The following is a 19592-nucleotide window of genomic DNA, read 5'->3' on the forward strand; positions in this document are numbered from 1 at the left end:
ATCGGGCGTTTGCCAGCGCAGCCGGGCGCGCTGGCCCGCCAACTGCTGGACCGGATAGCCGCGGGGGATTTTGATGTCGATCTCGAAGCGGAAGGGCTGGGAAAACTGTTCGCGACCGTGTAAGGCGATGGCATTGAGCGGCGGGAAGTCCGCCACCTCCAGCGACAGACGCGAAAAATCCCTATCCCCCAGGTCCATGGAGCCCCCCGTTCCTTGGTATGTAGTTGATTAATTACTTCTTGTTGAAGGGAATTGTTCGGGATGTGGGGGCGGGTGTCAAGAGGTCCGTTTGGGGGGGGTGTCGTAAGGGTTTTCTGTTGTGGTTATTTTTTTGATGTCGGTGGTTAAGGGTTGTGCGCTGCGCGCGGCTTATTTAGAAGGCGGATTCCATTTCTTGGGCAAGCAAGAAATGGAGCCCGCCCGGGGTGCTTTTACCGGTCGCGATAAAGAAACGCTTGATAAAGCTGATCGGAAATACCGCTCCAACTACGTACCTTATCCCGAAACGCCGCCCAGTCTTCGTAAATACGTGCATACTGACGGTCGCGCATATCCTGCGTATGGACTTCCTGCGTGCCTTTTTCGAAGACTTCCAGCACTTCCTGCGAGAAGGTCCGGACCTCGACGCCGTGGTCTATTAGGCGCTTAAGTGCCGCTGGGTTGTCGCTCATGTAGTCGGCCAGCATCTTGCGGTCAGCTTCCGCAGCGGCCGCTTGAATGGCGTGTTGTATCCACCCCGGCAGGTCGCTGTAGATCGAGCGGTTGATGTAGACGCCAAGCATCGCGCTCGGTTCCGCCCAGCTCGGTAAGTAGTAGTATTTTGCGACCCGATGCATGTTGAGGATTTCGTCGTCGTGCGGGCCGACCCACTCGGCGGCGTCTAAGGTGCCGCGCTCCATCGCCATGTACACTTCGCCGCCCGGCAGTTGTTGAATGTTAACCCCGGCGCGAGCCATCACGCGGCCGCCGTGGCCGGGGAAGCGCATCCGTAAGCCGCGCAGGTCTTTCGGTTCGTTGATCTCTTTGTTGAACCAGCCACCCGTTTGCGGGCCGGTATTACCAACCGGAAACGCAATCAAATCGTCGGCGGCGTTGAGTTCGTCCCACAGGCGTTGACCGTTGCCGCTAACCATCCAAGCCATTTGCTCGCTGACCGTTAGCCCGAAGGGCATGGCGGTGAAGAAACCGTGCGCGGGAGAGCGGCCGATGTAGTAGTAGGGAGCCGTATGACCGAACTCGAAAGCGCCGCTGGAGACGGCATCGTACACTTCCATGGCGCCGACCTCGGCACCCGCCGGGTGTACGGTTAGCTCGACGGCCCCGTCGGTAATTTGATTGAGCCGTTGCGCGAAAAACTCCGCACCGCCGAAAAGGTGTTTCAAGGTGCGCGGCCACGAGGTGACCATCTCGAAGCGGTATCGACGCTTGCTGGCGATGGCCGCCGGCGCGAAACCGGCGGCAGCCGTTGTTACGGCAGCACCGGTGGCGGTCAGAAAATCCCGACGTTTCATCGTCACTCCCCTCCAGAATCTTTCAAAATAGTGAAAACGCAGTACTGTACCCGAGTAGTAATAGACGAAGCTATGGCTTAGGTCGTGTTGCAGCGTCGTTGCTAAGCGATACAAAACGCGACTGCCAGGGCAGTCGCCGTTGTATGCTCGGTGTGAGCAGGCGCTGGAGCGGTGTGCCGTTTTCCTTTAGACGCGGAACTGGCCGACCAGCTTGCTGAGGCGTTCGCTCAGGCGAGCCAGCTCTTCGCTGGAAGTCGCCGTTTGTTTAGAGCCGCCGGCCGTTTCGACGGCAATATCGCGAATGCGGGTAACGCTTTGCGAGATGTCGTTACTGACGGCGGTTTGCTCTTCCGCCGCACTGGCGATTTGCGCGTTCATGTCGTTGATCTGGCTCACTTTGTGAGTGATCGCTTCGAGCGACGTGCCGGCTTCGGCAGCGTATTGCACGGTCCGCTGGCTCTGCTCGCCGCCGTTGGCCATGGCATCGACAGCGCTGCGCGCGCCGGTTTGCAGGGTCTCGATCAGCTCCTGAATCTTATGTGTCGAGGACTGCGTCTTCTGCGCCAGATCGCGCACTTCGTCCGCCACCACGGCAAAACCGCGGCCTTGCTCGCCGGCGCGGGCGGCCTCGATGGCGGCGTTCAGCGCCAGCAGGTTGGTTTGCTCGGCTACATCCTGAATCACGTCGATGATCGTCGTGATCGATTCGGCGTCGCTGCCGAGCTTATCGATGGTAACGCGACCGTGTTCGAGCATTTGCGCCAGTTGGTCGATGGCTTCAACGGTGGCGGCCACCACGCGGCGGCCTTCGCCGGCCGATGCGTTGGCGTCTTGCGCCGCAGCCGATGCTTCGGCGGCGTTGCGGGCAATCTCCTGCACCGTTGCGGTCATCTCGTTAATGGCGGTGGCCGCTTGATCGGTCTCTTGATTCTGGCGTTGTACGCCCGCGTTGGTTTGGCTGGTGACGGCGGATAATTCCTCGGCGGCGCTGGCCAGTTGGTTGGCTTCGTCGCCGATGTTGCGAACCACGCCTTGTAGCGTTTCCACAAAGCGGTTGAAGTTCGCCGTCAGTTGGCCGACTTCGTCCCCGCTCTTCACCGGCAAGCGATAGGTCAGGTCGCCGTGGCCGCTTTCGATGTCTTTCAACATCTTGTCGATCTGGCGGTTGGTTGCCAGCAACGGGCTGATGACGCCGCGGGTGACGATAAAGGCGAGGGCGAGCCCGAACGCGCCGGCGAACAAGATAACGGCCACCATAATGGTGAGGCTGCGGGCGGTATCGTCGGAGGTCGCGAGTGCCAACTGATCCAGCTCGGCAAAAATATGCTGCTGGAGGTCTTGCGCGGAGTCGGTCATGTAAGGGCCGAGGGCGTAAACGCCTTCTTCGATCGCGCGTTGTGCCTCATGAGTGAGTTCCGCAGCGCGGTCGAAGGCCTCTATATACATATTCCAGTCTTCCAGCGCGGCTTGGGCTTCCTGCTGCGAGGTGTCGTCGTAGGAGAGAATCTCCAATAAATCGATATTGCCGGTGACGCGGTCGAGAATGACTCGCGCGCTTTGTTCGTCTTCCTCGCGGGCGGTGCGGAGAAAGGTTTCGATTTCTAGGCGCGCGCGGAGGATGTCGCGGACAATCTCGGCGGCCAAATCGCCGGAGTCGGCGAAGTGCTGATTATAAGCCAGCTCCATGATGTTGGTGATACGGCCGTCTACGCGGGTGCCGTGCGTCTCCATCGGACCGTCGCGGATTTCGCCAATTTCCAGCCGCCGAGGCGCGACCTCTTCCCCGAACTGTTGGGTAAAGCCGAAGTGCAGCGACTCGACTTCGTCGACCATGAGCATTCGCTCGGAGTTCTGGAAGCTTTCTTTCGCCTGCCGCAGGACCTGTAAGGAGGCTTCGTTGCGTTGTTGCCAGCGCTCGTAATTGTCTAACGAGTTATCGGCGATGAACGTGTCGGTGGCAAGCCGCTCTTGAAAAATGGTCCGCATCATGTCGGTGGCCAGACCGGTGTTCGGCGTGAGGTCTGTGGCGACAAGGTTCATGCGGTTGTCTAAGGTATTCAGACTCGCGATCGCGACGACCCCGGTAAGAATCATAAAAAGCAACATCACGACCGGCCCGATCAAGGCCTTGTGCATGATGCTCAATTTGGCGATAAGCGCCTTTAGCTGTGACATCGTGTGCTCCCGAGTTATTCCTAACCACCCGACTGGCCGGCACGTCCTGCGGCTGCTTCTCTTTGATATGCGAAGCCTTTCAGACGAGGTTGACGCACCTTTTTTCCTTTTATCGGCGGGGTGGCGATCTCTATGAGTTTTTGTTGTTCCAAGAGAACGGGTTGCCGTCCGTAAGATTACGCTCGGCCGATGTCCGTGGCCGGGTAGCACAGCGCTTTACTTCAGGTATCAGAAAGCTAGGCGGAGTGCTCCATGCAACATGAGAATGTTGTCACTTTCTCCGCCGTGTTACCGGGAATGTGTCTCATTACAACGGTTTGAACGTTAGATGCCGCATTTCCGCAACAGCGACTTATTCTTGCTGTCTATCGAGTTGATTATAACGTTCGATTTTACATATCGGTGCGGCGGCCTCATTATAGCTCTCGTCAATTGAATTTCTATTTTCAATTATTGGAGTCTAATCATGTTGGAGAATCGAGAAGGTCAGCGTGTTCCTGATGCCACGTTCCGCACCCGCAGCAACGGCCAATGGACCGATGTAACGAGCGATGAGCTTTTCAAAGGTAGAACCGTGGTTCTGTTTGCTTTGCCGGGTGCATTTACCCCGACCTGCTCTTCGACTCACCTGCCTCGTTATGAGGAGTTGGTCGAGGTTTTCAAGGCCAACGGGGTGGACGAGATCGTTTGCCTCTCGGTGAACGATGCCTTCGTCATGGAGGCCTGGGGGAAAGATCAGGGGGCGGACAAGGTTCGCCTCATTCCGGACGGCAACGGCGAGTTTAGCGCCGGCATGGGAATGTTAGTCGATAAAAGCGACCTGGGCTTTGGCAAACGCTCCTGGCGCTACTCGATGTTGGTGAAAGACGGCGTTATCGAGAAGCAGTTTATCGAGCCGGACAAGCCGGGAGACCCTTTCGAAGTCTCCGACGCCGATACTATGCTGCGCTACATCAACGAAGCGGCCGAGGTTCCCGAGCCGGTGACGATGTTCACCCGTGTGGGCTGCCCGCACTGTGCTCGCGCCAAACGTTTGCTGGCCGCTGAAGGTATCGACTTCGACGAGATTCGCATCAGCAGCGATGTCACGCCGCGAACGTTGGACGCTATCGCCGGCGCGCGCACGGTACCGCAGATTTTCATCGGCGGCCGTCGTGTCGGAGGGGCGGACGATCTCGAAAAGTACTTACAACGGTAAGCCGCGCAACAAGCAATGGGGCGATAGCGGGGCCGGCAGCGTCCGGCCCCATCCCGCCGATGCGGGGAGAGGAGTTTACGCGATGAAGAAGATCGAAACCGATGTCGCGGTAATCGGTGCTGGCTCGGCTGGGCTTGCCGCTTACCGCGCGGTCCGCGCGCAGGGTAAGCGAGCCGTCATCATTGAGAGTTGGGAATACGGGACGACCTGCGCGCGCGTCGGTTGTATGCCGAGCAAATTACTAATTGCGGCGGCTGAGGCGGCGCATGCGGTGGACACCGCGCCTGCCTTCGGTGTGGATACGGGCATTGTGGATGTCGACGGCCGAGCCGTGATGGAGCGCGTGAGGCGCGAACGGGATCGCTTCGTCGGCTTCGTGGTGGAGTCGACCGAGGCCATCGACCCGGCCGACCGGTTGCACGGTTATGCGCGCTTCGAAGACGCCAACACCTTGCGGGTCGGCGAGGGTGTCAGGGTCCGAGCCGATAGCGTGGTCATTGCTACCGGGTCGTCGCCGATGCTGTTGCCGATATTTCAGGACTTAGGCGATCGCGTGATCGTTAACGACGATATCTTCTCCTGGCAAGATCTACCGCGCTCGGTCGCGGTATTCGGGCCGGGGGTGATCGGCCTTGAGCTCGGCCAAGCCTTGCACCGTCTCGGGGTGCGGGTGGTGATGTTCGGCAAAGGCGGCCTGGTCGGGCCGGTAACGGACCCGAAGCTGCGGGATTACGCGGCGGCCGCGTTTGCGCAGGAGTTTCCGCTCGATGCGGACGCCGATGTCGACTTTATCCGCCGCGAAGGCGAGCAGGTGGTCATTCGCTACCGCGGAGCCGACGACGAGTGGCGCATCGGCCGTTTCGACTATGTGCTGGCGGCCACCGGGCGGGTGCCGAATGTGAGCGATCTGGGGTTGGAGAATACCGGCTTGGCCTTGGACGCTCGGGGCGTGCCGCTGTTCGACCGCGAGACCCTGCAAGCCGGGGATAGCGCAATTTTTGTCGCCGGTGACGCCAACAACGACCGGCCGCTACTGCACGAAGCCAGCGACGAAGGACGGATTGCCGGCGCCAACGCAGCGCGCTTCCCGTTCGTCAAGCGCGGCGTTCGCACCTCGCCGTTGGCCGTCGTGTTCAGCGATCCGCAAATGGCAACGATCGGTAGCCGCTATGCCGACCTCCGCCCGGGCTGCTTCGTGATCGGCGAAGTGTCGTTCGAGAATCAAGGGCGCAGCCGCGTGATGTTGCAGAATAAAGGACTGCTACGGGTCTATGCCGACCCGTGCAGCGGCCGCCTGCTCGGTGCGGAAATGATCGGCCCGCGCGCCGAACACATGGCCCATTTGTTGGCCTGGGCTCACCAGCAGGGGCTGAGCATCGACGACATGTTAGGCATGCCGTTCTATCACCCGGTCGTCGAAGAGGGCTTGCGTACCGCCTTGCGCGACGCCGCGGCCAAGTTGCGCGAAGGGCCGAGTTTGGTCGACCCCTGCAACGATTGCCGAACGGCTGCCTAACACCGTCGTCGGCATTTCCCGCAAGCGCCCGCCGGTTCTGCCCCCGCGGGCGCTTTCTTATTTGGCAAGCCGCCGACTTCCCAGGCTTCGCCGCGCGCAGTATGGTTGGGAGAAACCTCAACGATAAGGGGGCTCCATGCTGCAACAAGAAAACACCGTTCTCGTCGTCGTCGATGTGCAAGGCAAGCTCGCCCAGCTTATGTATGAGCGGGAGGCGCTGATCGATAACCTGACTAAGCTGATTCGCGGCGCGCGCGAGCTGGATTTACCCATCCTTTGGCTCGAACAAGTGCCGGAAAAGCTAGGGCCGACCGTGCCTGAGGTTGCCGAGTGTCTCCAGGGCATTCACCCCATTCCGAAAAGCAGTTTTAGCGGCTGCGGCAATATGGAATTCATGGACGATATCGAAGCTTGCGGTCGTAAGCAGGTGTTGGTTGCAGGCATCGAGGCCCATGTGTGTGTATATCAGACCGTCGCCGATTTGGTCCGGCTCGGTTACGAGGTGCAGGTAGCGGTCGATGCCGTCTCCTCGCGTACGGCCGCCAACCGCGGTTTGGGTATCGAGCGGATGCGCTTGGAAGGCGCTCGCCCGACCAGCGTGGAAATGGCCTTGTTCGAGTTGCTCCGTGTCGCCGAAGGCGATCGGTTTCGACGCGTTTCGGCGCTGATCAAATAATACGCGACGACATGGATAAAGAGGCTATGGCAGAAGTCGAAGGCGTTATCAAATACCAGCTCGATCACCGCGGCGGCCCGCCGCCACGGGCGCGGGAGTTAAGCGTCCTCAACGCTTGGCGCACGGTATTGTTTCGCTTACGCCTCATCGGGCAAGACCCGGCCCGCTACGGCGGGCTTGGCTTTGGCAACGTTAGTATCAAGCTCGATCAATTCGGCAAACCCACGCCGCCGTTTATCGTCAGCGGTACCCAAACCGGCAGCCAAGCCGAGTTGGACGAAAACGGCTATTGCCTGGTCAGCTACTGCGATCCGGCTCGCAATTACGTCGTCGCCCAAGGGCCGGTCAAGCCCTCGTCGGAGGCGCTCACGCATGCGGCCGTTTATGCCGCCGACACCGCCATCCATTGCGTGCTGCACGTCCACAGCCCCGACATCTGGCAGGCGGCGCATACGCTCGGCCTGCCGGCAACCGGGCCGGAGGTACGCTACGGCACGCCCGCAATGGCCGAGGCCGTAGCTCATTTAGTGACCACTATGGGGCCGAGCGACGGCGGCGTCTTCGCCATGGAAGGGCACGAGGACGGCGTGGTGGCCTTCGGTGTCGATCCGAGTGTGGCCGGCCATAAGCTGATCGGTCTATTGGTTCGTGCTATGGAAGTCCGCCAAACCTAGGCTTGAGGCGCCAACCTGCGCCATGCGTATGCCGTAAGCGCGGCCGGCTGTCTCCAGCATTGAGCCGGTCCACGACACGTCGCGGCGGGAGGGGTAGCGAAGCTGAAAGCGGTATAACTGCAAGGGCACGATCTCAAGCGCCCGCAGCGCTCCGGTTTCGCTAGCCAGCGTTGGAAAGTACATCAGGCATAGATCGGGGCGAAAGACCTCAAAACCGGCGATACCTTCATAGTCGTTCAGAAAATCGCCGCAGCCGTACAAAATCAGCCGCTCGCGGTAGACCTCGAAGCCGCGCGGTGGTGCGACGAGTGGCCGTGGATAAGGTCGACGCAGCCGCTATCGATCAAGCGATGAGCGAATTGCGTCTGCGCCGGCGGAATCTCATAGCCCCAATTGCTCCCCCAATGGATCGACACCAGCACAATATCGCCCCGCTGTCGCCACGCGGCGATGAGCGCGGCGACAGCGTCGGCCGCCGCCGGTGTCAGCGAAGGCAGTAGATTAACGCCCGCGCGTTCTGCTCCGGCTGCCCAGGAGGCAGGAATGCCGCTGGTATCGCTGCCGAAAGCGAACACCAGCAACCGCTTGCCGTTGCCTAGCGGTACGCTGGCCGGCGCCCTTGCCGCCGCAAGGTTCGGCCGGCCCCGGCGGTTGCGATGCCCGCCCGCTCCAGGCTGGCTAAGGTCTCCCGCAACCCCTCATGCTCCCAATCCAACACATGATTATTGGCCAGACTGCAAGCGTCGATGCCGGCGACGGTAAGCGCTTCCAGATTGGCCGATGCATCCGATAGTTAATGCCCTTATCGGGCCAGGGGCGAGGGTGGGTCGTGATGCTGGTTTCCAGGTTGACGATGCGCGCCTGTGGCAGGCGGCGATCGAACTCGGTTAATGCCGCGCCCCAGAGTCGGTGCCCGGATAACGGGCGCGGAATGTTCCCGTTGCGGCGTTCCGCCAGCGTTACGTAATCCCGCGCATCGAGAACGAAGGACTCGTACAGCTCGGGGCTCACGGGGTGAGCCAGCACCTGGTCGATCCCGCGGCCGGTCATAACATCGCCGCAAACGAACAGAGAAATCACGTTGTATTCCCGGGAATGGACCGCCGTTTCGCAGGCCTAGGCGAGGGGTGTACTCCTTCGTGCCTATCGGCGGCCTCCGCAAAGCTTGTCTGCGCTATCCACAGAACCTGTGGAAAACTTTGTGAATAAGCTGCGTGTATGCGGCTTCAAGCCCCGTCTATCAAGGGCTTAGTTAAATTGTTCAAACTATAAGCAATAACTTTTTTGCATGTTAAAACAATGATTTGAGGGTTGTTGTGGTGGATCGGAAGGCGTGGGGTCGTGTTGGTCCGACTGGACTATTGGCATGTTAATAACTTCCTGAATAACTTTGTCGACAGCTTTCGGCGCGAGCCAACTTCCTGTTTTTTCGGGGAGCCTTCGGCGGCTGTCGAAAAAATGCGCTTGGAAGCCACTTTGTCAACCCTCGGAAAGCACCGAATCGTGCTCTTAAACTAGAATTATCGCCCCCTCGACCACACATCAATTACTTAGGCATATTTCCACAGAACCTGTGGAAAACTCTGTGCACAAGCTGCGCGAAGTTGCGATCGGTTCAGCCGTATCAAGGGCTTAGTTAAATTGTTTAAAATTTCGGCAATATCTGAAAATGTATTTATAACAACAACATAGGGCTTGCCTGTCGCCTTGTGTATAACTACTTCGAGTTATCCCCAGGCTTGTTGCGGCTGTGTGCATAACTGCCGTGGCTAAGTTCATGATTTACGTCGCCGTTGCGGCGCTTGTGCGCTTAGCGGGTCCTCCGGCCAAGGGTGTTTGGGGTAGCGGCCACGCAGGTCTTTGCGTACCTGATGGTACGTGTCGCGCCAGAATCCGCCGAGGTCTTGGGTAACTTGCATCGGCCTTTGGGCGGGCGATAGCAAATGCAGCATCAAGCGTATGCGCCCATCGGCAATGGTCGGCGTCTCATGCCAGCCGAACAATTCTTGCAAGCGCACGGCGAGCACCGGCGCCACCTCGGCCGTATAGTCGATGGCGATTCGGCTACCGCTGGGGACTTCGATGCGCGCCGGAGCCTGCCGTTCCAGGCGCTGTTGTTGCGAGTAGTCAAGTAAGGCCGTCAGCGCTTCCTGTAAGGGAAACTGCTTGAGTTGGGCGAGCCGCGTGTAGCCCGCTAAAAAGGGCAGCGCCCACTCGTCCAGGCGGGCAAGTAGCGCCTCGTCGCTGACCTCCGGCCACCCATCGCCCTCCAGCTTACGCAGCCATTCGACCCGTGCCTGCCATTGGCGGTGGGCTTTCTCCCAAGGCAGGCAATCCAAGCCTTTGCGGCGGATGCCCTCGCAAAGGGCGGCGGCCACCGCCTCCGGCGAGGGTGCCGGTAGCGGTGCGTCGGCCAACACCAGCGCCTCGTAACGTCGCTGGCGCCGGGCGAGCACGGCTTCCTGGTTGGCATCCCAAGCAACAAATTCCGCCTCGGTTAGATGCTCGCCGAACTCGGCTTCGAAAACCGCTAGAGGTAATTCGGCGGCCAGGAAAATGCGCGCCTCGCGGGCTTGGCCGTCGAGCGCGGCGGCTACTAATAGCGGTGCCTCGCGTAGCGGATCGTCCTCGGCGAGCCACGCGCCACGGCCGTTGGCAAGGCGAAACCGGGGGCTGGGGCCGGGCCGGCGCTGCGCGATTCGGTCCGGGTAGGCGAAGGCCAACAACAGGCCTGCGGCATAGTCCGGCGCGGCGCCTTCCTCGCCCTGCAGGCGCCGTCGCAGTTGCTGCGCGCTTTGCCGAATCCGCTTGCCGGCGCCGGCGGCCGGCGCTGCGTCAAGATGCGCCAAGCGATCGCGGAGGTCGCTGCCGGCGGAGGGGCCGAGCACATCGCGCTCGACAAGCAAGGCCGCCATTCGGCAGGCCAGGCCATGCCAACCGCGCGCCTCCCCGGCCCGAACCATGTGCGCGAGGCGGGGCGGTAGGCCCAGACGGGCGAGCGTACGACCGTGGGCGGTTATGCGCCCGTCGTTATCGAGCGCGCCGAGCCGCTGCAACTGGTGTTGTGCCTGTTGCCAGGCAGCCGCCGGCGGCGGCGTTAACCAGGGTAGCTCGTCGGGGTCGACGGTGCCCCATTGCGCGAGTTCAAGCACCGCGTCGCTTAGATCGGCATCGGCAATTTCCGGTGGACTAAAGGGCGCTAACCGACTATGTTCGGCCTCGCTCCAAAGCCGATAGCACACGCCGGGCTCCAGCCGCCCCGCGCGGCCTGCGCGCTGCTCGGCCGCCGCCTGCGAGGCGCGGCTCGTGACCAAGCGGCTTAAACCGCTGTTGGGGTCGAAGCGGGCGCGCCGCATCAAACCGGCGTCGATCACAATGCGGATACCCTCGATGGTAAGGCTGGTTTCGGCAATCGCCGTCGCCAGCACGATCTTGCGTTGCCCGCCCGCCGCCGGTGCGATGGCGGCATCCTGAGCGGCGGGGGAGAGGTCGCCGTAAAGCGGCGCAAGTTGCACATCGGCGGGCAGGTGCGCGGCGAGCAGCCGCTCGACGCGGCGGATCTCGCCGGTGCCCGGCAGGAATACCAATATCGAGCCGGTGTCCTCGGCCAGCGCCTCGCGCACCGTCGCCGCGACGTGTTGCTCCAACGGCGCTTGCCCAGCCGGGCGGTAGCGCTTAGTTACCGGAAAGCTGCGGCCTTCGCTGGTGACTAACGGCGCATCCCCAAGCAGCCGAGCAACGGGCTCGCCATCGAGCGTTGCGGACATAACGACGAGCTTCAGGTCCGGCCGTAGCGCTTGCTGCACCTCCAGGCATAAGGCTAGCCCCAAGTCGGCTTGCAGGCTGCGCTCGTGGAACTCGTCGAACAGGATACAGCCGTACCGGCTAAGCTCGGGGTCGTCCTGAATTAGCCGGGTCAGAATGCCTTCGGTCACCACTTCGATCCGCGTCTCGGCACCGATGCGGCTGTCGAGGCGGGTGCGATAGCCGACGGTGGCGCCGGGTTCGGTGCCGAGTTGGCGCGCCATATAGCGCGCCGCGCTGCGTGCCGCCAAGCGTCGCGGTTCGAGCATGATGATTCGCTTGTCCGTCAGCCACGGCTCGTTCAGCAGCGCAAGCGGCACGCGCGTGGTCTTACCCGCCCCGGGCGGCGCTTGCAGTACCGCCGCCGAGCGATGGCGAAGGGCGGATAAGAGCTTGGGTAGGACGTCGTCGATCGGTAAACTCATGCGCATCGGTTCTCGCCGTCGTCACGGCGTCAATTAAACGGAGACAGCCGCAAATCGTGAAAGCATACGTCGTACCCGTCACCCCGTTCCAACAGAACTGTTCCATCCTCTGCTGCGAGCAAACCGGCAAGGGCGCTATTGTCGACCCTGGCGGGGATAGCGAGCGGATTCGACAAGCAGTGGCCGAAGCGGGCGTCGAGATCGAAAAAATACTCGTCACTCACGCCCATATCGATCATATCGGCGCGGTAGCCGAGGTGGCCGAACATTATGGCGTACCCATCGAAGGGCCGCACCGGGACGATTTATTCTGGATCGAGGGGCTAGACAATCAAAGCCAGATGCTCGGGTTCCCGAAAGTGCGCGGCTTTACCCCGACCCGTTGGCTGGACGACGGCGATAGCGTCACCGTCGGCGCCGCGACCTTGGAGGTCATCCACTGCCCGGGGCATACGCCCGGCCATGTCGTCTTCTTCTCCCCGGAGGCGCGCTTTGCCGTGGTCGGCGACGTACTATTCCAGGGCTCCATCGGCCGCACCGACTTCCCGCGCGGCGATCACGACACGCTGGTCAGATCCATCCGGCAAAAGCTGTTCCCGCTCGGCGACGACGTGCAGTTTCTGCCCGGCCACGGCCCGGCGTCCACTTTCGGCCACGAGCGAGCACATAACCCTTTTGTTGCCGGACAAGCAGGTTAACCGGCTGGTAACGAGGAACTCGGTATGCGCATCGTCCTGCTGCTTGGCCTTATCGTTCTCCTGTCGGGCTGCAATAGCCTGGGCCTGACCGATAGCGATCCCGAGCGGGTGGTCGCGCGTTACGCCACCGAGGCCTCCGACTTTATCGAGGTCGACGGCGCCCGCGTCCATGTGCAGGCGGAAGGAGAAGGGCCGGCAGTCGTGTTGTTGCACGGTGTCTTAGCGAGCCTGCACACCTGGGACGACTGGGCGGACGCCTTGCGCGAGGACTACCGCGTCATCCGTATCGATGTGCCGCCGTTCGGCTTGAGCGAGCCGCTTTCCGACGAATGGTACGACGGCGAGGCGATGGCCGCCGTGCTCGACGCGGTGCTTGATCATTACCGCATCGACAGCGCCGTGTTCGCCGGTAACTCGCTGGGCGGTTATTACGCTGCATACTACGCCGCCAAACGCCCCGAACGCGTCCAGGCGTTGACTCTGATAAGCCCCGCCGGCTATCCGCAACCCCTGCCTGCGCCGCTACGGCTCGGCGCCATGCCGGTGGTCGGCAAAAGCTTTGAGTTGGCGATGCCGCGCTTTACGGTGCGCGGCGCCTTAATGCGCCTCTATGCCGAGCCCGAGCGCGTCGACGACCGTATCGTCGAGCGCTACTTCCTGATTAACCGCTTGCCCGGCCAGCGTTCCGAAGCCCGCGAAGTGATGCGCCAAATGGTTGCTTTACGCGACGTTGAACCGGAGTGGGTTGCCGATATCAAACAGCCGACCCTCTTATTGTGGGGCGAGCAGGATCAATGGGTAAAACCGGAGCTGGCGCAACGTTGGCTTGCGGATTTAGCCCACGGCGAGCTGATCGTCTACCCGGATGCCGGGCACGTTGCGATGGAGGAAATCCCCGCGCGCACCGTAGCGGATTTCCGGCGCTTTCTGGCCGACGTTACCGACGCGGTGGCCCCTGAAACGGTGCCTTAGCGGGGGAGCGACGGCCCGGTTCGAGGTCGCGAACTCTTGCCGCATTACTGCTAAACTCTCCGCCCCTGGCCAACCAAAGCAAAGTGCTTACGTTATGAGCGACTACGACAACCCTTACGAAAAAGCGGCTACCCGCGCGGTGGAGCTGGGTAACCGCCTCGCCGAACTCGATCAGGATGCGCACTTATGGGATATTGCCGATGGCTTGTTGGCCGGGGCGATTCAGTACTGGCTGTATTCACGGCAGCCCTGCGCCGACCCCGCCTGCGAGGAGTGCGCAACGATTCGTAGCGGTGAGTTACGCTTGCAGGAGTTGTTGCGGTTGGCCGAAGAGTTCGCCCGCAGCAGCGAGTACTTCGACAGCCCGAGTGACTTCGGCGTCGGCCACGCTTAGCCGGTGCCGTAAAAAAATCGCACAGAAGTGTTTGCACTCGGCGCCGAAAGCTATATAATGCCGGCTCTTCAACGGAGCGGTAGTTCAGTTGGTTAGAATACCGGCCTGTCACGCCGGGGGTCGCGGGTTCGAGTCCCGTCCGCTCCGCCAGCTTTCCTCTTGTCGATTCCCCTTGTGCCGATTCGGTTGCCGCGCACCTTGCAGGCGCGATGGCGGCTTTGCGTTATGCGGGCCTAGCGGCGCCGCCTGGTGTTGCCCAAGCAGCGCCGCCCGTCATTAGCCGAACAGTACCCAGCCTAGCCATAGCACGCCGAGGAAGGGCAGCGCACGGCCGACGATCACGATCCGCCACTGCCACCAGCGTTTGCTTGCACCCAAGCTGTCGTGAATGCGCTCTCTCGGCACCAGCCAGGAGAACAGGCCGGCACCGACGATGCCCGAGAGAATCACCACATTAGTGCCGCCGAACTGATCCATGAAGTCGAGGAACGGCATGCCTGCGACACTGAGTTGCACCGGCGTGAAGCTCAGCGCCGAGGGCAGGCCGAGGAATAACATCAGCACGCCGACCGCCAACACCGCGCGCACATGATCCATGCGGAATTCTTCCTCGAAGGCTGCGATCACCACTTTCAAGCCTGCCAGGCAGGAGCTGAAGGCAGCCAGGAAGAACAGGCTGAAGAACAAAATCGCCAGGAACCAGCCGCCGCGCATTTGCTCGAACACCACCGGCAGCGTCGAAAAGGCCAACTGCGAGCCCTCGCCGGGGTCCATGCCGAAGGTGAACACATAGGGGAAGATCATCAAACCGGCCAGCAGGGCGATCGAGGTTTCGGTGCCCGCAACGATCAAGCAGGCCCGCGGCACATGCACATTCTTTGGAATATAGCTGCCGTAGGTGATGAGATAGCCCTGGCCGATGGCCAAGGTATAGAACGCCTGCCCGAAGGCAAACACCCACAGACGCGGATCGCTGAGCATGCTGAAGTCGGCCTGGAACATAAAGGCACGCGCCTCGGCCCAGCCGTCCATCCGGGTGGCGATGATTACCAAGAGCACGATGACTCCTAGCAACACCGGCATCAGCAGCTTCGAGAATTTCTCGATGGCGCTCACGCCTTTAATGAGCACCAAGGCCGCCAGCACCGTGGTAATGAGGAAAAACCACACTGAGTTATAGCCGACGGTAAAATCGTCGAAGGTGTCGACGCTTAGCGTAACCGCCCCCACGGCATAGCCGAGCGTCCAACCGGTAATAACGAGGTAGTAACTGCTAATCGCAATGGTCAGCACCACAATGGCCCAACCGTAAATGGCGCCGAAGCGGTGCACCCGCCGAAAGGTCTCGACAGCGCTACCCTGCGCCAGTCGGCCGGCGCCGACCTCCAGCATCATCACCGGCAAGGCGACGACGAGGAGCGCAATCAGGTAGGCGATGATGAAGGCCGCGCCACCGTTTTCCCCCAACATATACGGAAAGCGCCACAGGTTACCCAAACCCACGGCGGCGGCGGCCATCGAAAAGACAAAAGCCGGCTCCGAGGACCACTGCCCCCGTTGGCCCGGCTGCTCGGTCATGGCAGACATTAAGGCTTATCCTTTATTTTTTCGGAATCGTGCGGGCGGTAGTCCACCATGTTGCTTAGGCACCTGCAAGTTAGCCTCGCCACACCGACTATTATTAGATGCTGACATAGCTATTCGCTATTAAAACCAGTCAAACAATCAATTGGATCAAATAAAGACCCTCGCCTACCCTGAATAACGAGAGATACAAGCAAACAAGGGCGAGACACGATGACACGGAAAACCATGACTACCGGTGCCGGTGCTCCGGTTGCCGACAACCAGAATTCCAAGAGCGCGGGGCGTCGTGGCCCCTTATTGATGGAAGACGTGCACCTGATCGAACGGATGGCGCACTTCAACCGCGAGCGGATACCCGAGCGTGTTGTCCATGCCAAAGGTGCCGGCGCTTACGGCACCTTTCGGGTCACCAAGGACATCACCCAATACACCTGCGCCGGCATCTTCAGCGAGGTCGGCAAAGAAACGCCGCTGTTCCTGCGCTTCTCCACCGTTGCCGGCGAGCGCGGCTCGGCCGATACCGTGCGCGACCCGCGCGGTTTCGCGGTGAAATTCTACACCGACGAAGGCAATTGGGATTTGGTGGGCAATAACACGCCGATCTTTTTCATCCGCGACCCGCTCAAATTCTCCGACTTCATTCACTCGCAAAAGCGCGACCCGCGCACCGGCATGCGCTCCAACGCCATGCAGTGGGATTTCTGGAGCTTATCGCCGGAGGCGATGCACCAGGTCATCTGGTTGATGGGCGACCGCGGCTTGCCCGCCAGCCTCCGCCACATGGACGGCTTCGGCTCCCACACCTTCAGCTTCTGGAACGACCAAGGCGAGCGCTTCTGGGTCAAGTTCCACTTCAAGACGCAGCAGGGCATTAAGTGCCTAACCGAAGCGCAGGGTCAGAAAATCGCCGGCGAGCACCCGGACTACCACACCGCCGACTTGTTCCAGGCCATCGAAGACGGCGAGTATCCGAAGTGGACCTTGTACGTCCAGGTCATGCCGGAGCAGGACGCCGAGACTTACAAGATCAACCCTTTCGATCTCACCAAGGTTTGGCATTACAAGGATTACCCGCTGATCGAAGTCGGCGAGTTGGAATTGAACCGCAACCCGGAAAACTACTTTGCCGAGGTCGAGCAGGCCGCCTTCGCGCCGTCCAACTTCGTGCCGGGCATCGGCCCGTCGCCGGATAAGATGTTGCAGGCACGCTTGTTGTCCTACGCCGATGCGCAGCGTTACCGCTTAACGGTCAACCACGCACAGATTCCGGTTAACCGCCCGCGGGTCGAGCCGCAGACCTATCATCGCGACGGCAGCATGCGCACCGATGGTAACTACGGTCGCCAGGTGAACTACGAGCCCAATAGTGTCGGCGGGCCGGTGGCAGACCCGAGCAAAAAGGAGCCGCCGCTGCGCATCGAGGGCGATGCCGATCGCTACGACCACCGCGAGGGTAACGACGACTACACCCAGGCCGGCGACTTGTACCGCCTGATGACGGCGGAAGAGAAAGACCGCTTGGTCAACCAGCTCGTCAACCACCTGAGCGACGTGCCGGTGGAGATTCAGCAGCGCCAACTGCCGCACTTCCAGCGCACCGACCCCGAGCTGGCCCGGCGGATCGCCGCGGGATTGAAGCTCGAGGTGAGCGAGCCGGCTTGATTGTCAGAATTGCTTGAGGTTTGTCTCCCCAAGCGTGGGGGCGCGATTCGCGCCCCTTTTTAGTGCGCCCGGCACGGGCCGCAAGGTATAACAACTCCCGTAAAGCTCCCAAACGAGCCCCTAACCTTGCAAGCGCTCACACACCCCCGCATTCACCGGCGCTGCAAGCCCCTGCCGCTCGGCAAGCCGTACTAAATACCCGTTGATATAATCCAACTCCAAACGCCGCCCGGCCTGGGCATCCTGATACATCGAGGAATAATTCTCCGCCGTGGCGCGGGCAACCTGCTCGGCGACCTGCAAGGCCGGCTCCTCGAAACGAAACCCTGCCGCCGCCAGTATGGCGTCCGTCTCCTCTCCCAAGGCTTGCAACTCGCGGTACGCCGCCGAATTGCGCAGCAGCTCCCCGTTCCGGCAGCGGTACAACACCGTCAGCGGATTGATCAGCGCATTGACGCGCAGTTTATTGGCCAAGTGCCACGCAATCGGCTCGGCTACCTCGGCTTGCAGCCCGGCGTGTCGAAAACGCACCGCCCAGTCCGCCTCGGCGCCCTGCAAACGCCCGATGCGAGTGATGCCGCGCCCGGCATGCACCACCGCCCCCGGCTCCGGGCGGTAAGCGCCTTCGGTAGAGCTGGCGGCGTATACGCTGACGTCCGGCAAGGCCTCGGCAATCGCCTCCTGACTCCCCATCCCGTTCTGCAGCAACAACACGCTGGCTTCCTCCAGTGCCGGGGCAAGGCTGTGCAGCGCCGGCAGGGCGTCGTAGGCCTTGGTGCAGACCAGCAGGCGACGCACCGGCGCGGGCAGGCGGTCGGCGCGCGTTTGCGGCAGCTGCACCGTGGCTTGCCTTGGCGCGGCAGTCAGCCGCACATTAAGGCGAGGAGGGTAGTCCTGCCCGGCACGGCGAATCAGCCGCACCGGATAGTGCGGCGCCAGATAAGCCGCCAACAGCAAACCCATACTGCCGGCGCCAAGGATATGCAATTCGGTAGTGTTCATGGGGCAATTATCCAGCCGGCTCCGGCGGGGTGCAAAAAAGGAATCGGACCATGCAGGCGAGGCGATAGGATGACTAGAGAAGTAAAGGCCGATACCGCACTGGTGGCCGATATCGGCGGCACCAACGCGCGGTTTGCATTGATCGAGCCGAGCGAGGGGCGCGTGCACGCGGTGCAAAGCGTGCGCTGCGCCGATTACCCGACCTTAGAGGCCGCCGCCGAGGCCTACCTCGACACCTTACCGCAGCGGCCGCGCGGGCGGCGATAGCGGTTGCGACTGCCTTGACCGACGACCGCGTGCGTATGACCAACCACGTCTGGTCCTTCTCCGTCGCCCAGGTGCGCCAACGGCTAAAGCTGCGCGAGCTGCGGGTGCTCAACGACTTCACCGCGCTCGCCTTATCGGTCCCGCAGTTAGCGCCGAGCGAGCTGCGCCAAGTGGGCGGCGGTGTGCCGGTCGCGGGTAACCCCATCGCCGTGATCGGCCCAGGCACCGGCTTGGGCGTTTCGGGCCTGATCCCGGCCGGCGACCGCTACATCCCCTTGCACAGCGAAGGCGGCCACGTCACCTACGGTGCCGCCTCGGTGCGGGAGAGCCGGCTGCTTGCCATCATCGGCCGCCGCTTCGGCCACGTATCCGCCGAGCGCTTGGTGTCCGGCCCCGGCCTGGTCAATGTGTATCAAGCACTCGGCGAGTTAACCGGCGCCACCGTCGAGCCGCTATCGCCGGCGGAGATTTCCCGCCGCGCCTTGCAGGGCGACTGCGCGATCTGCCGCGATGCGCTGGATACGTTCTGCTCCATACTCGGCACGGCTGCCGGCAATCTGGTGCTGACGCTGGGCGCCCGCGCCGGCGTATATATCGGCGGCGGCATCGTACCGAAACTGGGCGACTACTTCGCGCAATCCCCCTTTCGTGCCGCCTTCGAACACCGCGGCCGCTTCAGCCGCTACCTGGCCGCAGTGCCCAGCTACGTCATTCACGCCCAAGATCCCGCCCTGCGCGGTGCCGCTCAGGCCTTCGATCGGCCGCCGGCGGAAATCGGCCTGTTCGCCGGCGAATAGCGGCTTACCGGCGAAAGGCTGCGGAAGTTTTTACTGCCATTATTGAAGAAGTATATAACGACACCATTTCTTTACCTGACAGCATCTGTCGGCGCTCCTTGAGCCGGCGGATCTGCCGGTCGGGCGAAGTTATGACAGGCGTTTTGGTCCCCGGCCGATGTTTTTCCCCCCGCTGCCTACGGAGTTAGCGCCGGCCGGGCTAGCCGGCGCTTTATTCGAGCGTCAGTTTGGTTT

At 61.6% G+C, this 19592-nt stretch carries 17 protein-coding genes, 1 tRNA gene and 1 pseudogene; 11 read left to right on the forward strand and 8 right to left on the reverse strand.

The window, feature by feature from the left end:
• The 3 genes from CAI21_RS21480 to CAI21_RS21490 form a co-directional block, all read right to left on the reverse strand.
• Positions 1-198 (reverse strand): hypothetical protein (locus CAI21_RS21480; RefSeq protein ID WP_147305201.1); only part of this gene is annotated, 198 nt, incomplete at its 3' end.
• A gap of 233 nt (positions 199-431) precedes the next feature.
• Complete coding sequence (locus CAI21_RS21485; RefSeq protein ID WP_116304180.1) at positions 432-1511, reverse strand: TRAP transporter substrate-binding protein; 1080 nt, start codon at positions 1509-1511, stop codon at positions 432-434.
• 186 nt (positions 1512-1697) lie between these two features.
• Entirely contained in the window at positions 1698-3686 is a 1989-nt protein-coding gene (locus tag CAI21_RS21490) for a methyl-accepting chemotaxis protein (protein ID WP_116304181.1), read from the reverse strand.
• A 463-nt stretch (positions 3687-4149) separates the two neighbouring features.
• Between CAI21_RS21490 and CAI21_RS21495 the strand changes: the two genes are divergently transcribed.
• From CAI21_RS21495 to CAI21_RS21510, 4 genes are all read left to right on the forward strand, one after another.
• On the forward strand, positions 4150-4884 hold the full coding sequence (locus tag CAI21_RS21495) for a glutathione peroxidase (protein ID WP_116304182.1): 735 nt from the start codon (positions 4150-4152) through the stop codon (positions 4882-4884).
• 82 nt (positions 4885-4966) lie between these two features.
• Positions 4967-6400 carry a dihydrolipoyl dehydrogenase gene (locus tag CAI21_RS21500; RefSeq protein ID WP_116304183.1) on the forward strand — a complete coding sequence of 478 codons (1434 nt, stop codon included), beginning with the start codon at positions 4967-4969 and terminating at the stop codon, positions 6398-6400.
• Between the two features lie 136 nt (positions 6401-6536).
• The gene (locus CAI21_RS21505) at positions 6537-7076 is read left to right on the forward strand and encodes a hydrolase (protein WP_116304184.1); all 540 of its coding nucleotides are present in this window, start codon (positions 6537-6539) and stop codon (positions 7074-7076) included.
• 11 nt (positions 7077-7087) lie between these two features.
• Positions 7088-7750: a class II aldolase/adducin family protein gene (locus tag CAI21_RS21510; protein ID WP_116304185.1), complete on the forward strand. Its 663-nt coding sequence runs from the start codon at positions 7088-7090 to the stop codon at positions 7748-7750.
• On the opposite strand, the gene CAI21_RS24335 is transcribed toward CAI21_RS21510, so the two are convergent.
• The 3 genes and pseudogenes from CAI21_RS24335 to hrpB form a co-directional block, all read right to left on the reverse strand.
• Entirely contained in the window at positions 7715-8011 is a 297-nt protein-coding gene (locus CAI21_RS24335) for a hypothetical protein (RefSeq protein ID WP_220349008.1), read from the reverse strand. The two genes, CAI21_RS21510 and CAI21_RS24335, sit on opposite strands and share 36 nt — an antisense overlap.
• A 2-nt stretch (positions 8012-8013) precedes the next feature.
• Positions 8014-8800: pseudogene (locus CAI21_RS26185) on the reverse strand (CapA family protein).
• A 725-nt stretch (positions 8801-9525) separates the two neighbouring features.
• Positions 9526-11979 carry an ATP-dependent helicase HrpB gene (gene hrpB / locus CAI21_RS21520; RefSeq protein WP_116304191.1) on the reverse strand — a complete coding sequence of 818 codons (2454 nt, stop codon included), beginning with the start codon at positions 11977-11979 and terminating at the stop codon, positions 9526-9528.
• A 56-nt stretch (positions 11980-12035) separates the two neighbouring features.
• Here hrpB and CAI21_RS21525 point away from each other — a divergent pair, with 56 nt between their 5' ends.
• The 4 genes from CAI21_RS21525 to CAI21_RS21540 all read left to right on the forward strand — a co-directional run bounded on the left by CAI21_RS21525 (position 12036) and on the right by CAI21_RS21540 (position 14193).
• Complete coding sequence (locus CAI21_RS21525; RefSeq protein WP_181919580.1) at positions 12036-12677, forward strand: MBL fold metallo-hydrolase; 642 nt, start codon at positions 12036-12038, stop codon at positions 12675-12677.
• A gap of 24 nt (positions 12678-12701) precedes the next feature.
• Entirely contained in the window at positions 12702-13649 is a 948-nt protein-coding gene (locus CAI21_RS21530) for an alpha/beta fold hydrolase (protein ID WP_116304187.1), read from the forward strand.
• 94 nt (positions 13650-13743) lie between these two features.
• On the forward strand, positions 13744-14043 hold the full coding sequence (locus tag CAI21_RS21535; protein WP_116304188.1) for a hypothetical protein: 300 nt from the start codon (positions 13744-13746) through the stop codon (positions 14041-14043).
• A gap of 73 nt (positions 14044-14116) precedes the next feature.
• Positions 14117-14193, forward strand: a tRNA-Asp gene (locus tag CAI21_RS21540).
• 126 nt (positions 14194-14319) lie between these two features.
• Here CAI21_RS21540 and CAI21_RS21545 read toward each other — a convergent pair.
• Positions 14320-15630 carry a sodium-dependent transporter gene (locus CAI21_RS21545; RefSeq protein ID WP_220349015.1) on the reverse strand — a complete coding sequence of 437 codons (1311 nt, stop codon included), beginning with the start codon at positions 15628-15630 and terminating at the stop codon, positions 14320-14322.
• A 210-nt stretch (positions 15631-15840) separates the two neighbouring features.
• On the opposite strand from CAI21_RS21545, the gene CAI21_RS21550 reads away from it, so the two are divergent.
• A complete protein-coding gene (locus tag CAI21_RS21550; RefSeq protein WP_116304189.1) occupies positions 15841-17292 on the forward strand; it encodes a catalase in 1452 nt (483 codons plus the stop codon).
• A 120-nt stretch (positions 17293-17412) separates the two neighbouring features.
• On the opposite strand, the gene CAI21_RS21555 is transcribed toward CAI21_RS21550, so the two are convergent.
• On the reverse strand, positions 17413-18294 hold the full coding sequence (locus CAI21_RS21555; protein ID WP_116304190.1) for a ketopantoate reductase family protein: 882 nt from the start codon (positions 18292-18294) through the stop codon (positions 17413-17415).
• Positions 18295-18363: 69 nt separating this feature from the next.
• On the opposite strand from CAI21_RS21555, the gene CAI21_RS24350 reads away from it, so the two are divergent.
• Both CAI21_RS24350 and glk read left to right on the forward strand, forming a co-directional pair.
• Positions 18364-18561, forward strand: coding sequence for a glucokinase (locus CAI21_RS24350; protein ID WP_220349018.1), 198 nt, complete (start codon positions 18364-18366; stop codon positions 18559-18561).
• 35 nt (positions 18562-18596) lie between these two features.
• Positions 18597-19358: a glucokinase gene (gene glk / locus CAI21_RS21560; RefSeq protein ID WP_258869021.1), complete on the forward strand. Its 762-nt coding sequence runs from the start codon at positions 18597-18599 to the stop codon at positions 19356-19358.
• The last annotated feature ends 234 nt before the right edge of the window (positions 19359-19592 follow it).

The sequence above is a fragment of the Alkalilimnicola ehrlichii genome, from assembly GCF_003399765.1.
GTDB lineage: Bacteria > Pseudomonadota > Gammaproteobacteria > Nitrococcales > AK92 > AK92.